Here is a 14,246-nt window from a genome sequence, read left to right as displayed (position 1 = left end):
TTCTTGCTCATCGCTCTACTTACCTCAATGGGTTACTATCTGCTTGAGCCACCTTAAAAAGTGAGATCCTCCCGACAAACTAATTGAACTGAAATTAATCTATAATTTTCTAAAATCAATCATTGTCTGACGATAGGCATCTGGCAATCCTGTATCAAAACACTTGCCTTTAACAACATATCCTGTCATTCCCTCTTCCTGACGCAATTCTTCAAGACAGGATGTTAACTGAAATTCGCCTCGTTCTCGGAAATTTTTGTTGATGTGTTCTGCTAGAAAGTCAAAAATTTTCGGCGTTAGTAAATATAAGCCAAATATACATAAAAACTCATTTTCTGACATTCCCTCTACACGCAAATGCTGTTGTGCATACTCAATGGTAGGCTTTTCATAGAGTTGTGTAACTTCCAGAATCGAGTTTATATCTTGCCAAACTCCTGTTACACACCCAGATGTATGAAGAAGTTCTGCTGGCTTTGTAGTTAAGCTGACAACGCTTTGATTAACTTGTTCATAAACTTCTATTAGTTGACTAGCACAAGATTTGTCAATATCAGATGCATAAATGTGGTCACCCAACATTAGCAAAAACGGCTCATCTTGCACCCAATCTTTAGCACAAAATACCGCATGTCCATAGCCTAATTGCTCCTCTTGCAATAAGATGGTAATTCTGCCACCTAAATCTTCGAGATATCGGCTATATTCTTGATTTTGCGGTGAAAGTTTATCTAAAAGTTCTTTTTTGGGTGGGTTTTTCAATAAATCTTCAAATATTTCTTTGTCATCTGGCTGCACCACGATCGCCACTTCTGCAATTCCAGCACTGATTGCTTCTTCAATAATTGCAATAATAACAGGTTTTGCCCTGCCATCTTGATCAATAATCGGGAAAAGTTCTTTTTTTACAACTTTAGTAGCTGGAAACAAACGAGTGCCAAAACCAGCTACTGGAATCACAGCTTTTCTAACTTGATTTTTCTGCATAAGCAGTTCGTCACCCCAATTTTTCAAACAAGTGTGCCAACACCACATTAGAAAACAGAAATCCTTGGGGATCAATCAAACGCAACCTTCCGTCTGCAACTTCCACCCAACCTGTCTCAAAATACGATCGCAAACACTTGCAAATCTCTTCTACCTTCTCTTCCCCAAACGCCTGTGCCAACGCCACCAAACTCAAACCCTCCGCCAAACGCAACCCCAACATTAACGTCTCTAACAATACTTCTTTTGGGGGAGTCAGATCACAATCAATCACACCGCCAGCTTGTACCCACTGGTAATACTCCCTAGTTTTGCGCGGACGAGTGAAGCGCTTCCCCTGAATATAACTCGCCGCACCCATTCCAAAGCCGTAGTAAGGGCGGTTTTCCCAATAGACTCGATTATGCCGACACTGATGACCAGGTTGGGCATAATTGGAAATTTCATAATGCTCATAACCTGAACTAGTCAAAATCTGCTGCCCCATCTGGTACATTTTGACTGTGGCCTCATCCGTAGGCAAAGGGGTATCACCAGGTTTGTAGTAACGCCCAAAGGCTGTACCTGGTTCGATGGTAAGATCATAGATGGAAATGTGAGTGGGTAAAAGCGCCACCGCTTTTGTTAGGGAATCCTGCCATTGATCCAAAGACTGATGCGGCAACCCGGAAATTAAGTCTAAACTAAATTCGGGAATCTCGACTTGGTGGATTAGTTCCACAGCTGCAAAAATATCTTCAACCGAGTGCGATCGTCCCGCCCTTTGCAATAATTCTAATTGAAAGGCTTGTACACCTAGACTTACTCGGTTCACGCCCACATTGCGATAGCCTGCTATATGTGCTAAATCAAAGGTGGCTGGGTCTATTTCCATAGAAATTTCTGCCCCAGATGCAATACCAAAATGCTTCTCTAGCTCTGTCACTATCCGTTGTAACTGCTCTATTGATAGCAGCGAAGGAGTACCACCACCGAAGAAAATTGTCTTCAGAGGTTGACCAAATGCTGGTGTAATGGCAATTTCTTGACATAGCACCTCAACATATTGGGAAATAGTACCAGATGTTTCGCCCCGCAAGCGATCGCCCACAACAGACACCGGGAAATCACAATAAAAACATCGCCGTCTGCAAAAGGGAATATGCACATAAGCAGAACTCGCAATTCCAGAAATACTAAATTTTTGACTCATTTTGAGAAAAGTTTTAAGTTAACCCAACTGCGAATTAGAAACAATGAAAATAAGTGATTTTTTTACAAGTTTTTGTCGTTCTACAACGAAACAATGAAAAATATTAAGATAAAAGCCTTTCGTTATAATAATTGCAGATATTGCCCTACTAAACCCTTAGTGTAAGTCAATATTGATTAGTTTATCTTACCGATGACATAAAAAATACTTAAGTTTCTCGGTTAACACAGTTGCAGAAAAACAACACAACCATGCTTGACGCAATTATCGTTTTCTCATTTATCCTAGCAGCGTCGGGAATAGCGTTCTACAGCATTGAACTACTACCCAATGGCACGCTAGATCAAGTAACAAATCTTGAAGCTTTACGCTTAGTTGTTGCCGTCTTTGCCGCTATTATTGGTGGTGCGATCGGGCTGAGTTTCCAGACGACATATCGTCGCCTAGAATCACAAATCAAAGAAATGCCTCTGGAAGTGATCTTAACTCGTGCCATTGGCTTAGTGATTGGGCTATTACTAGCTAACCTCATGCTAGCCCCACTATTTTTACTACCTATACCGGCAGATTTTGGATTTATTAAGCCACTAGTGGCAGTTGTCGGCAGTATTATCCTCTCTGTCACTGGCATGAATTTGGCAGACACCCACGGACGAGGCTTATTGCGGTTCATTAATCCCAACACCGTCGAATCGATGGTTGTGGAAGGAACGCTAAAACCAGCCAATACCAAAGTTTTAGACACCAGTTGCATTATCGATGGTCGCATTGAAGCGTTACTAGAAACAGGGTTTCTGGAAGGGCAAATTCTCGTGCCACAATTTGTCCTGCAAGAACTCCAACAAGTAGCGGATGCTAGCAAAGACCAAAAGCGAGTACGGGGAAGGCGAGGATTAGAGATTCTTAACCGGATTAAGGAAATTTACCCCGATCGCATCCTGATTAATGCAGTTGACTACGAAGATATTCCCACAGTGGATGCGAAGTTAGTGCGCTTCGCCCAAGAAATTAGCGGCACACTGCTAACCAACGATTACAACTTGTCTAAAGTCGCCAGCGTCCAGAAAGTACCTGTTTTGAATGTGAATGATTTAGTGAACGCCGTCCGTCCCAGTTATTTACCTGGTGACAACCTGGATTTGAAAATTCTCAAGGAAGGCAAAGAACCCAGTCAAGGTATTGGCTACCTAGATGACGGTACAATGGTAGTCGTTGAAGAAGGTAGTAGTTATGTGGGTGGTGAATTGCGCGTGGTAGTCACCAGTGCTTTACAAACTACAGCAGGAAGAATGATTTTTGCCAAACCCCAAGCTTCCGCATTAGCGTGAGGGAAATGCCAGGTGCAATTAGAGTTAAATTGTGCTTACGCGCAGCGTCGGCGCAGCCATCGGTGCAGATTGACTGCACCGATTTTGTATAGGGTGAAATATTAAGAGGGTAACAAGTGGATTTTTGTCTGTTCTGAATGTTAGCCTTCTGTCAGTGAAAACAACCCGTTTTATGTTGACGGTGGAACGTGGAAAGCTCAAAAAACTAGATATCTAGAATCATAACTAATCAAGCAGACATGATATGATTATCCAGACAAAATATTACTTAAATCGGCGTTGAATCCCTGGTATACTAACTCGTAATCTCTAATCAGTTCCACCCCAACTCCACGCTGGATTGCCATTATTTAAACTCTTCTTAATAACCATCAGAGGATAGTCATTAGCGTCGTGGCCGCCAGCCAAATCCAGGATGAAGTAAACCTTACCTTTTAAAAAATGTGTTCGTAAATAATTGGTGTTTCCAGAGTAGTCTTTGCCATCAACCTTTGTTATTCCAGCAGATGCCAAACATTTGGCATATTTTGGCTTTAGCTTACCAACCCATGTAACGCTAAATCTATTACTACCATTGACAGAGATATTACTTGCGTATGCACTCAGGTCAACAGAGCCATCTGTCGCAAAACCACCTTCTTGATAAGGACGAGCTTTTTCAGTAACTATAACTTTGTCTGGACAGCTTTGTTTGCGATCGCTTTCGCTATGAACTTTTAGCTCAATAGTTTGTGACTCTTGTTGGGCTTGGACGCTCAAGCTGGACAATAGGGATAAACTAATACTTGCACCTATAATTAGATGCTTCAAGGAAATGATACTCATACTAAATAATGATTTCAATGGGACAAGTTGAGGAAACTCAAAAATAAATTATTAAAGCTGTTATCAACTTTTTTGTCAAAATTTTGTCAGTAATTGCATAAAAAATATTATCCAAGCACAACCAAATACTCAGCTATAATCCCAGCGCTTTCAACGTCGTTTCTCCAACCCTACCATCTACACTTAAACGCTTTGTTGCTTCTTGGAACTGCTTAACTGCATTTTCAGTAGGAACATCAAAAATTCCAGTGACTTTAATATCTATTTTCGCTATTTTAGCATTTAGCAATGCTGCTTGCACTTTTTTGACATCATCGCCCTGCATAGGTGGGTTTGTTAATCCTAATGTCCTAACAGGAATAACTTTAAAGCCCTCAGCAGGTGAATCTGCCAGTCGTGCTTCAGTCTGAGGCCCATAATCACCATCTTCAAGAATGCGATCTTTGGGATTAAACTGATTCCACAATTTCTGAAAAGCTATGATGCCAATTTTGCCTAAATCTCTGCGAGTAGCAGCAGGAAATTTGTAGTCATAGTGAGGAAAGTCAAAGTCTCGACCAAGCCTAAACCAATTGTGCCGTTCAAAAAACTGTTGCCAATCATCAGCATGTTCTATATCCAATGCTAAACCGCCTTCATGATTACTAGAACCAGGATAGGCAGCAGCAGTAATTCCACACAGATTCCTCTCATACTGTTTACGTATAAGATACTGCTGGGCAACCGTTCGATAAGCTGAGTTAACAACAAGTTGTTTTCCACGTTCTTTAATCGCCAAACGTAGTGACTCTTTAGCAGCAGGTTGCAGATATGGGTTAATCTGATCACCTGACACATCTACGTCTAGATCGTCAAAATTGACAAGTAAATTCGGAACAATTGTGTTGATTACAGCAATAATCTGCAAATTGAGACCCTTGCTCAAACCAGTATCGCACTTATTAATAATATCTTTAACTTTTGTCATACTTAAGTCTTATGCAAAACTTTTCAATAGAGGAGTTGATAGTATACTTTGCGACTTTGGAAACATCCTCTTAGACAATTCATTTAGGGGATTACTACTATTTTATGTTTATTTAGATTATTTTTATCTATAATGTATTTTAGATTAAAATCAATAAGTTTAATAATTAATTTTATAAAAGTTTATAAAATGTCATCTTCTTGCAGATATTTCGTTATACTCCCGTTAACTATATCTAATTCAGGCTGTCTTTTGTTATTTGTCATTTGTGATTTGTCATTAATAGTTTCTCACAAATGATTTAGGACTGCTATAGGAATCTGATTTTATTCATAAACTTACTTGGTTTAGCAGGCAATAGGCGATAGCAAAGAAAATTCTTTGATATCTACTGAGTTTTTTCAAAATCAAATAGGAGTTCTATATATGGGTAAAAGGTGATCTATATAGATAGCAATCCTAAGTCATTCGGAAAAAAAATCTATTGCCTATTGTTTATTGCCTGCTTCCACGACTAATTTTACAACAAAATAGGATTGCTATATTAGGCTATGGATTATTATCTCAAAACTCTGGATTTTATGGAAAACCTAAAAAGCTATCTGTGTAAGGGGTAGGACTTACGCAAGATATCTCTGAAACCTCTAACCCTCATAAATCTCCAATGGCAAATTATCTGGATCTTTAAAGAAAGTAAATTTTTTAGCTGTAATCTCATCAACTCTGATATTTTCTACTTCAACATCATGAGATTTCAAGTAATCAACAGTTTGCTTTATATTATCAACTTCAAAAGCAAGATGTCTTAAACCACAAGCTTCTGGATTACTGACTCGTTCTGGAGGATTTGGGAAAGAGAATAGTTCTATTTGAGTATTTTCTGCAACTTTTAAATCTAATTTATAAGAATTTCTTTCGGCACGAAAAGTCTCTTGAATAATCGAAAAGCCTAAAACTTCTACATAAAATTTTTTTGAGCGAACATAATCAGAACAAATAATTGCTACATGATGAATACCAGTGGTTTTCATGTATACTTCTCAAGCTCCCAATCATTTAGCTTTATCACTTTTAGCAGAATTTTACTAGTACACTGTAGCGGAAGTTTATCCACCTTTAAAGCAAAAGGGATTTGTTTATAAAACAATACAGTTCAGTTAAGGCTTGATCCTCCCTAACCCTCCTAAAAAAGGAGGCAACTAGAGCAAGCCTTTTTAAGGGGAGTGCGATCGGTGCATTTACTCGCACGTAGTTTTGGCTTTTGGGGCTTCGTGTGCAGATCCCAAGATGGAGCTAATAACCTTATTTGCCGTTAAGCAAACGGTTAAACTCCGCTCTGACGACTTGGTAACACTCGCAGGTGATATCTTCTAAACCTGGGCGGTCAAGGATAGTCATTTGTCCGCGAACATATTCGATTAGCCCCGCCCTTTGAAGAATAGAGGCAGTAAGGCTAACACTGGAGCGATTCACACCTAGCATTGTGCTGAGAAATTCTTGAGTCAGTGAAAAAGAGTCTGTCTCTACTCGATCAGCAGTCATCAGCAGCCAACGGCACATTCGCTGTTCTATTGAGTGCAGGCGGTTACACGCAGCTGATTGGGCAATTTGATTAAACAGCGCTTGCGTGTATCGTTGTAGTAGATTGTACAACTGACTATCTGTGGTGACATTAGTTTTAAATGCATCTACTGTCATCCTTAAGCCAGAGCCAGCGACTTGTATAAAACACTCGCCCGGAATCCTATCGGCTCCCAGGAGTATTGGAAGACCCACCATTCCTTCATTGCCCACCGTAGCCACTTCGATTGCCGAACCGTCCGTCATCACTGTGAGCATAGAGGCTACGCCATAGTTGAGGAAATAGACGTACTCAATTGGTTGGTTACGTATGTAAAGGTCTTGCTTTAACTCTAGGGGGACAACCTCCATATAAGGAGCAAGACGAGAGTATTCCTCAGGGGATAGGGCAGCTAGAAGTTGGTTTTTCACAAGTGCAGGATGTTTGAAACACAGATAGCAAGAGGCTGTTTAAGTCACTCTTATCTGTATTAAATAACTGGCAGCAATCAAGAACCTCTAACAAAAGGTTTATTTATTGTAAAGAATATATGTTAGCTAACTAACATATACTGTTTAGTATGTTAGTTAGCCAACACAGCAGTGTAACTTGTCAAGCTGCTACAGCACTAATTAGACGATCGCTACTAAGCACTAAACATTCTCAAAGAAGAAAATGGCGTTACAACAACGACACCGAATTCTGTCACACTTCCCCAATGTTGCCTACAACATAGTGGCGATCGGAGCTTCTATAGGCGGGCAAAAGCCAATGATCGAAATTTTATCGGCTTTACCAGCAGATTTCCCGGCGGCGATTGTTGTAGTTCAGCACATGAATCCTCTCTACCCTAGTTTTCTGGCACATATCCTCAGCCGCCATACAGCGTTGCGGGTAGAGCAGGCAAAATCAGGGGAGATAATGCGTCCAGGGACAGTTTACACTTATGTTACAGATCGGCATTTAGTAGTCGGTGCTAACGGTAAGCTGTCTCTGTTAGAGTCGCCAAAGATGAACTTTGTTCGCCCCTCAGTGGATAAACTATTCATGTCGGTAGGACTTAATTACGGAATCCGGGCGATTGCTGTTGTCCTAAGTGGGTTTGGCAGAGATGGTGCTTTAGGAGTGATGGCAATCAAAAAGTATGGCGGCACAACGATTGTTCAAGATGAAGCTACTTCGGAGTACTTCGATATGCCAAAAGCTGCTATTGACACCGGGAAAGTAGATTTTGTTCTGGCTCCAGAGGCGATTGCCAAGAGGTTGACCAGCCTGGTAATGACGGAATTAGCAGTATAAAGAGTAATTATATTAATTAAATGCTGCACTAGTACAGCGCGGCGGAAATAAACAACCCCTTCGGGTGACGCTCGCAGGCTCGCTAACGCTGCGCTAACGGCAGTTCCTCATGGGGGGAACCCCCAAGACCGGACTGCCTCACCATTTCAAATCAACGAAACGTTTACGCTGTATTTCTTTTGAATGCATGACTTTTGAATGCATGACTTCCGCCTTGCGGTACTAGTGCGATCGCCTTGTGGCAATTTCGCCTCGGCTAACTGGGTTTGGCGATACTTTGCTTTACTTGAGGTGGGAAATTACCTGAATCATATCATGTCCGCTTGATTACTTATTAAACCCGAAGAACCCCACCCCGCCAAAGCTACGCTTTGTCTCCCCTCCCCGCAAGCGGGGAGGGGATTAAGGGGAGCCAGTGCGTTGGGCGGTGCCGACTTGTTCGCGTAGCGTCTCCCCTTAATTAGCTCAATCAAAAAGACCTCTCCCTGATTTTACTACGCAAAATCGTCCCTCTCCGACTCGGAGAGGGACTGCCTTGAACTTTAGTTCAAGGCAGGGAGAGGTTTATCGAACTCACGTTAAATTAGAAATATGCGATTACTTTGTTGCTCAATTGAGGAATCAAATATTTTTTCTCGCTTTGCGCTTTGGCGTGAAACTTTCATACCGTTAATCAACAACGCTGGATTACTATTCTTGTAAAACAGTCTTTGACACAATTCTAGTTTTCTTCAGGTCTGCTTCGGAAAGTTCTTCCCCAGCTTGCAGGCGGGTGGCAGAAGTTTGCAATACTGTCGCCGCCCCTTTATCTCCGATTTGTAAAGCAGTTTTGGCTGCTGTTTGCAACATTGTGGCTGCACCAGTGCGATCGCCTTGTTGCAATTTCGCCTCGGCTAACTGGGTTTGGCGATACTTCGCTAATGCTAAAATAGACTGTTGTACCTGCGGATTCGATGCCGATTGATACGCCCGCACTACATCTGCATACACTGGCACAAGGGGCGAAAGTAAGCCTTGTTCGTTAACCAACGGGTCATCATAGCGAATTTGCAGATGGGCGATCGCTTGTTTACCTTCTGGCAATTGTCCCAGATAAATGTTAGCCAAAACTACCCGTTCTACATTTTGCATCAAATCTCCCAAACGCACAGCAAAGCTACCATCAGTTTCCGCTTCCACTGGTAACTCAATTGTGTCTGGGGCAACTTGGGCAATGGGTTTCAATTCTGCTAGTCGGACATTGGGCACTAGAGATAACAGCAAGTAGGCATTAGTTAGCCCAATCGACTGAATCCGTCCAAACAGTCGGCTAAACTGATCCACAGCTTGTTCAGGACGTTCAATATGGGCTAGAGTCCCACCACCGACATCAGCAATTTTTTCCAGTAAATCCTGATTCCAGTTATTGCCAAATCCGAAAGTGTTGATAGTTAAGTTCAACTTGGCAGCCTTTTGTGCAAGTGCAAGACAGCGCTTGTTGTCATCTCGCCCAATATCCCATTTCCAAATTCGCAAACCGCTTTCACCATGCCCATCCGTCAGCAGAAACGCTTGGGAAACAGCGCCTCTTGTGCCTTTCATCAGTTCTGTAATTCCCAGTTCCAAACCATCAGCGATGACTGTACCGCCGCTAGCAGTCAGTTTGCTTTTTATTTGAGATTTGATGCTTTCGGGGTCTTGGATCTCTTGGTTGGGGATAATGACTTCCGCAGAACCAGAAAAAGCCACAACTGAGATGCGATCGCCTACTTTCAACCGATCTATTAATCTTTCCACCGCCTGGATCACCGTTTTAATTGGCTGTCCATGCATAGAACCACTTCTATCCAAAATCAAGCAGAGGTTAAGGGGCAGATTTTGGTCAAACTCACCAGCAATCGCAAAAATTGTCATTGCCAGTTGACGTTGGCTACTTGTTTGAGCCACATCAACATTATTGTCATTTAACGCCGATAGCAATTTAACTTTCATTGCAAAGGGGTACCTTGCAAAATTGTTTTAGAGACAATTCTGGTTTTCTTGCGATCGCTTTCGGATAAATCTCCACCAGATTGTAGCTGGGTGGCAGAAGTTTGCAACACCGTCGCTGCACCAGTATCTCCCATTTGTAGGGCGGTTTTAGCAGCCGTTTGTAGCATCGTCGCGGCACCAGTGCGATCGCCTTGTTGTAATTTCGTCTCTGCTAGCTGGGTTTGGCGATACTTAGCTAATGCTAAAATAGATTGTTGCACCTGGGGATTCGGGTCTGCTTGGTAATTTTTGACTACATGGGCATAAACTGGGATATTTGGTGTAATTAAACTTACCTGGTTGGCGGCTGGATCATCATAGCGGACTTGCACATTAGCGATCGCTTGTTCACCTGTTGGCAATTGTCCCAAATAAATATTAGCTAAAATCATCCGTTCCGCATCTTTCATTAAATCTCCCAACCGTACAGCGAAACGTCCATCAGTTTCTTGTTGCAGTGGTAACTCAATTGTGTCTGGGGAAACTTGGGCAACAGGTTTGAGTTCCGCTAGCCGGACATTGGGCATCAAGGAGAATAGCAGATAAGCATTAGTCAATCCCACTGTTTGAATGCGGCTGAACAAGCGATTAAACTCATCCACTGCCTGTTCGGGTTTTTGAATATAAGATAAAGTCCCCAAACCAGCATCGGCAATTTTTTCTAAAACATCTTGGTTCCAGTTGTCACCAAATCCTAAAGTGTTCAAAGTCAAATTATAACTAGCAGCCAATTGGGCGAATTTCAAACAGCGATTGTTATCACCGTGTTCATTTTCCCCGTCGGTTAATAGGAAAGCTTGGGAAACAGTATCTTTTTTTCCCTTCGCCAACTCCTCAATCCCCAAGCGCAATCCTTCATCAATCGCAGTCCCACCATCGGCAGATAAACGGTTAATTTGCTGTTTGATTTTCTCTGGATTTTCGACACTTTGACTAGGTATTAAGACTTTGGCACGGTGATCGAAAACTACAATACTGAGGCGATCGCCAGGATTGAGTCTATCTACCAGACGATTTGCTGCTTTTTTGACCGTTTCCAGTGATCGCCCATTCATGGAACCACTATGATCGAGAATTAAGCATAAATTCAGTGGCACATTGCGGTCTTGATTTTCGGCGATCGCCGAAATCGAAATTCCCAACTGACGTTGACTATTCAGTTGATTCGCGTCCAAATTACCATCATTCAAGGCAGGCTGCAAACTAACCTTCATAACTCAAAGTCCCTATTCAGCATATACATATTAATAAATAACTTCAAAGCACCACTTTAACTCTACGGAAAGCCTATCCGACACAAATACATTCATATAATCAGAATATCTTAGCTTAATTGGGCAGAAGCCCACGTCTGTCACTTCGGGCAGCCTGGGATGAATGACCCGACAAAAACCAGACGCACCTTAACCAATATCAACCGCTCTTTGATCAGCTATGCATTACTGGGAAGTTTATTAACAATTATAAAACACTTTAATGATCAGGGTTTTGAAGAAAAAGCAGAAGTTGAGACTTGACAAATATTAATAAGTGTGGAGGGTGGAGATTGACTGGATGACAAATTAGATTTGAGAATGCGATCGTTAACTAAAAATGGAAGCTAGGGAATGTGAATGAATCAATTTCCAAGTTGAGGCAATGTCATGTAAATGTCTCAGCCTTAGATAAATCCTCATAATACCTGGTTCTACGTCTCTTTTAGCCCTAAAAACCCGCAGTCGCTACAACTTTGGGAACCAAAGCAATGCGCTGCCTCTTTTTTGCAGTTTGATATCCTAAACCATGTCCACCCAAACCACAATCCAAAGCATATACACCGATGGTGCTTGCACCGGGAACCCTGGCCCTGGCGGTTGGGGAGTAGTTGTCTACTTCAGCGATGGCTCAATCCACGAAATGGGCGATGCATCTCCTCATACCACTAATAATAAAATGGAAATGCAAGCTGCGATCGCGGCCTTACAATTCCTGCAAACATCTCAACAAGCCCAAGCCATCACCCTTCATACCGATAGCGAATACCTGATTAACTGCGTTACCAAGTGGGTGAAAGGCTGGAAAAATAAAGGCTGGAAAAAGTCAGATGGTAAACCCGTCCAAAATCAAGACCTTTTGGAAACTCTCGATCAACTCAATACCCAACAGGTAAAATGGCAACACGTCAGGGGACATTCTGGTAACATAGGTAACGAACGTTGTGATGTGATCGCTCGCACCTATGCTAGTGGGAAAATCCCTTCGCTACAACAATTAACTCCGATAAATTTTTATAAATCTTTACTTTCTACAAATGAACTAAATGTAGCAAAAGTAGCTGATTCTGAGAAAAACTCTAGAGTAATTAACCAAAGTAGACAACAAGTCAGTACTTCTGCACCAGAAATAACTCTTATGGAACCATCAACTGGGCCAATTGCGGCCGCAACCGAAGAGAAACCGCCAGAAATGAGGGTTTCGCAACTCCGCAGCTTGGTCGAAACTCTGCGTATCGCTGACGAAATCTCTGAAAAAGGCTACTTAATCACCAGTTCTGAGTTAGCAGACTTGATGGATGTCCACGCCAGCGCTGTTACCAGTCGGGGAGATCAATGGCGCTGGCGAAACTGGATAGTGTCACGGGTACGTCGTGAAGGAAATCAAATTCTTTGGGAACTGGAACGCGGGGATAAAGTAGGAGGTGAAGAGGAGTGAGGAGTGAGGAGTTAGGAGTTGAAAATTCATAATTCATAACTCATAATTCAGCACTGTATTTGCGTCCTCGCCACTCGCGCGGGGTATGGAACGCAGATAAGAAGATTCGCAACACAGCTAAGGGATCAGCCAAAGGGGAAAGCCAGAATAACCAGCTGCCTTTGGCGCTTTTGCGATCGTAAGAAGGTGCGATCGCAATTAGCATAGCAAAGCGAATCACCACCAAGAATAAATTCAGTCCCACCAGGAGGAGTAGTGAAGTTGGTAGAGACGCGATTAATCGCGTCTGTGGGGGAGAAATCAACAAAAAAGTGAGGACAATTAAAAGGGGTAGACCCTGAACAGATGTGAGTAGCCATAAATCTCCCCACAACTGCGATCGAGTTGTTGCATCTTTAAGATCCAGACTCCGCCCCCATTCCTTCCACGTCTCCATCGCCCCTTCATACATCCGTACCTTTAGCACCTTTGCACCATCTAAAAAGCCCACTTTATACCCTTGAGCAGCAATCTTTCGTGCCAAAGTGACATCATCACAAAAAGAAGCACTCGCACTGCTATAGCCACCCACAGCAGCTAAAACCGAGCGACGACACAAAAAACACTGCCCATTTGCCATCACCCGTTCTGGCTGCTCTGTATTGATCCCAGCGGGGTCAAATCGGTAAAGCAAAGTCATCAACAAAGCCGGTTGTAGCCAGCACTCTCCTGGATATTTGAGGATAAACTGGGGTGAAAGGGAAACCAGATCATAGCCTTGTGCTTCGGCCGTCTTCACCAAACCAGCAACCAAACCAGGATGCGGTTGGATATCAGCATCCAGCCCCAGAAACCACTGACTAGCCTCAGAGCTATATAGAAAACCGTTATGCAACGCCCAAGGACGCCCCACCCAACCAGAGGGTAAGGGGTCATCTGTCATCACGCGAAAGCGCGGATCTTTCTGCTGTGTCGCTTTTACCAAGTCGGGAGTGCCATCATCAGACTTGCTGTCTACAACAATAATTTCCCGAACTTCGTAGCTTTGTTGACTTAAACCAGCCAACAGAGGGCTAATGCGAAGCGCCTCGTTCAGCGTGGGAACAACGACGCTAACCCTACCCAAAAGCTCCGGCGTTGGCTGTTGCGGTTCTATTGGGGGAAGGCGTCTTGGCCCCTTTAGCAGGCGCGAAAACAGAATCGCCGTTGCTGGTACTTGGATAAGTAGCAATAAAAGGGAGATGGCGCTTTCTACTATCAAAGCGTTGTCTACTGTTGTCAAAATACTTAACAATTAAAATTGCGACTATACAAAATAAATGGGCAAGGGGCAAGGGGCATGGGGCATTGGGCATTGGGTTATTGGGCATGGGTTATTCTCCTAGTCCCCACTCCCAACTCCCCAAT

13 protein-coding genes are annotated in these 14,246 nt (G+C 42.7%); 4 read left to right on the top strand and 9 right to left on the bottom strand.

Annotated features, from left to right (window positions below):
* Positions 1 to 99 precede the first annotated feature (99 nt).
* Both V7K46_RS26785 and hemW read right to left on the bottom strand, forming a co-directional pair.
* A complete protein-coding gene (locus V7K46_RS26785) occupies positions 100 to 987 on the bottom strand; it encodes a sugar phosphate nucleotidyltransferase (protein ID WP_335118593.1) in 888 nt (295 codons plus the stop codon).
* A gap of 10 nt (positions 988 to 997) precedes the next feature.
* Positions 998 to 2,179 (bottom strand): radical SAM family heme chaperone HemW, encoded by a 1,182-nt coding sequence (gene hemW / locus V7K46_RS26780; protein WP_335118591.1) that lies wholly within the window; start codon positions 2,177 to 2,179, stop codon positions 998 to 1,000.
* A 251-nt stretch (positions 2,180 to 2,430) separates the two neighbouring features.
* Here hemW and V7K46_RS26775 point away from each other — a divergent pair, with 251 nt between their 5' ends.
* Entirely contained in the window at positions 2,431 to 3,507 is a 1,077-nt protein-coding gene (locus tag V7K46_RS26775) for a PIN/TRAM domain-containing protein (RefSeq protein ID WP_335118589.1), read from the top strand.
* Between the two features lie 309 nt (positions 3,508 to 3,816).
* On the opposite strand, the gene V7K46_RS26770 is transcribed toward V7K46_RS26775, so the two are convergent.
* From V7K46_RS26770 to V7K46_RS26755, 4 genes are all read right to left on the bottom strand, one after another.
* Complete coding sequence (locus tag V7K46_RS26770) at positions 3,817 to 4,332, bottom strand: hypothetical protein (protein ID WP_335118587.1); 516 nt, start codon at positions 4,330 to 4,332, stop codon at positions 3,817 to 3,819.
* Positions 4,333 to 4,465: 133 nt separating this feature from the next.
* Positions 4,466 to 5,299, bottom strand: a complete 834-nt coding sequence (locus V7K46_RS26765; RefSeq protein WP_335118585.1) for a peptidoglycan-binding protein — start codon at positions 5,297 to 5,299, stop codon at positions 4,466 to 4,468.
* A gap of 644 nt (positions 5,300 to 5,943) precedes the next feature.
* Positions 5,944 to 6,330: an SMU1112c/YaeR family gloxylase I-like metalloprotein gene (gene gloA2, locus V7K46_RS26760; RefSeq protein ID WP_335118583.1), complete on the bottom strand. Its 387-nt coding sequence runs from the start codon at positions 6,328 to 6,330 to the stop codon at positions 5,944 to 5,946.
* 271 nt (positions 6,331 to 6,601) lie between these two features.
* Positions 6,602 to 7,291: a Crp/Fnr family transcriptional regulator gene (locus V7K46_RS26755; protein WP_335118581.1), complete on the bottom strand. Its 690-nt coding sequence runs from the start codon at positions 7,289 to 7,291 to the stop codon at positions 6,602 to 6,604.
* A gap of 244 nt (positions 7,292 to 7,535) precedes the next feature.
* Between V7K46_RS26755 and V7K46_RS26750 the strand changes: the two genes are divergently transcribed.
* Entirely contained in the window at positions 7,536 to 8,159 is a 624-nt protein-coding gene (locus V7K46_RS26750) for a chemotaxis protein CheB (RefSeq protein ID WP_335118579.1), read from the top strand.
* A 690-nt stretch (positions 8,160 to 8,849) separates the two neighbouring features.
* Here the strand turns inward: V7K46_RS26750 and V7K46_RS26745 are convergent.
* Together V7K46_RS26745 and V7K46_RS26740 are read right to left on the bottom strand one after the other, a co-directional pair.
* Positions 8,850 to 10,130, bottom strand: coding sequence for a vWA domain-containing protein (locus V7K46_RS26745; protein ID WP_335118577.1), 1,281 nt, complete (start codon positions 10,128 to 10,130; stop codon positions 8,850 to 8,852).
* Positions 10,127 to 11,383, bottom strand: a complete 1,257-nt coding sequence (locus tag V7K46_RS26740; protein ID WP_335118575.1) for a vWA domain-containing protein — start codon at positions 11,381 to 11,383, stop codon at positions 10,127 to 10,129. Before V7K46_RS26740 ends, V7K46_RS26745 begins: the two co-directional genes overlap by 4 nt.
* A 159-nt stretch (positions 11,384 to 11,542) precedes the next feature.
* Here V7K46_RS26740 and V7K46_RS26735 point away from each other — a divergent pair, with 159 nt between their 5' ends.
* Together V7K46_RS26735 and rnhA are read left to right on the top strand one after the other, a co-directional pair.
* Positions 11,543 to 11,686 carry a hypothetical protein gene (locus V7K46_RS26735; RefSeq protein ID WP_335118573.1) on the top strand — a complete coding sequence of 48 codons (144 nt, stop codon included), beginning with the start codon at positions 11,543 to 11,545 and terminating at the stop codon, positions 11,684 to 11,686.
* A 265-nt stretch (positions 11,687 to 11,951) separates the two neighbouring features.
* A complete protein-coding gene (gene rnhA / locus V7K46_RS26730) occupies positions 11,952 to 12,860 on the top strand; it encodes a ribonuclease HI (RefSeq protein ID WP_335118571.1) in 909 nt (302 codons plus the stop codon).
* 40 nt (positions 12,861 to 12,900) lie between these two features.
* Here rnhA and cruG read toward each other — a convergent pair whose 3' ends face one another.
* Positions 12,901 to 14,121 (bottom strand): 2'-O-glycosyltransferase CruG, encoded by a 1,221-nt coding sequence (gene cruG, locus V7K46_RS26725; RefSeq protein WP_335118569.1) that lies wholly within the window; start codon positions 14,119 to 14,121, stop codon positions 12,901 to 12,903.
* Positions 14,122 to 14,246: the final 125 nt, after the last annotated feature.

The organism is Nostoc sp., assembly GCF_036917395.1.
Classification (GTDB): Bacteria; Cyanobacteriota; Cyanobacteriia; order Cyanobacteriales; family Nostocaceae; genus Nostoc.
The sequence above is the reverse complement of the archived record's forward strand: the minus strand, read 5'-3'. Positions and strand labels throughout refer to the sequence as shown.

Excerpts from the sequence above, each read along its gene's own strand:
- V7K46_RS26785 (WP_335118593.1), bottom strand. The coding sequence starts at position 987 with ATGCAGAAAAATCAAGTTAGAAAAGCTGTGATTCCAGTAGCTGGTTTT.
- hemW (WP_335118591.1), bottom strand. The coding sequence starts at position 2,179 with ATGAGTCAAAAATTTAGTATTTCTGGAATTGCGAGTTCTGCTTATGTG.
- V7K46_RS26775 (WP_335118589.1), top strand. The coding sequence starts at position 2,431 with ATGCTTGACGCAATTATCGTTTTCTCATTTATCCTAGCAGCGTCGGGA.
- V7K46_RS26770 (WP_335118587.1), bottom strand. The coding sequence starts at position 4,332 with ATGAGTATCATTTCCTTGAAGCATCTAATTATAGGTGCAAGTATTAGT.
- V7K46_RS26765 (WP_335118585.1), bottom strand. The coding sequence starts at position 5,299 with ATGACAAAAGTTAAAGATATTATTAATAAGTGCGATACTGGTTTGAGC.
- gloA2 (WP_335118583.1), bottom strand. The coding sequence starts at position 6,330 with ATGAAAACCACTGGTATTCATCATGTAGCAATTATTTGTTCTGATTAT.
- V7K46_RS26750 (WP_335118579.1), top strand. The coding sequence starts at position 7,536 with ATGGCGTTACAACAACGACACCGAATTCTGTCACACTTCCCCAATGTT.
- V7K46_RS26745 (WP_335118577.1), bottom strand. The coding sequence starts at position 10,130 with ATGAAAGTTAAATTGCTATCGGCGTTAAATGACAATAATGTTGATGTG.
- V7K46_RS26740 (WP_335118575.1), bottom strand. The coding sequence starts at position 11,383 with ATGAAGGTTAGTTTGCAGCCTGCCTTGAATGATGGTAATTTGGACGCG.
- V7K46_RS26735 (WP_335118573.1), top strand. The coding sequence starts at position 11,543 with ATGAATGACCCGACAAAAACCAGACGCACCTTAACCAATATCAACCGC.
- rnhA (WP_335118571.1), top strand. The coding sequence starts at position 11,952 with ATGTCCACCCAAACCACAATCCAAAGCATATACACCGATGGTGCTTGC.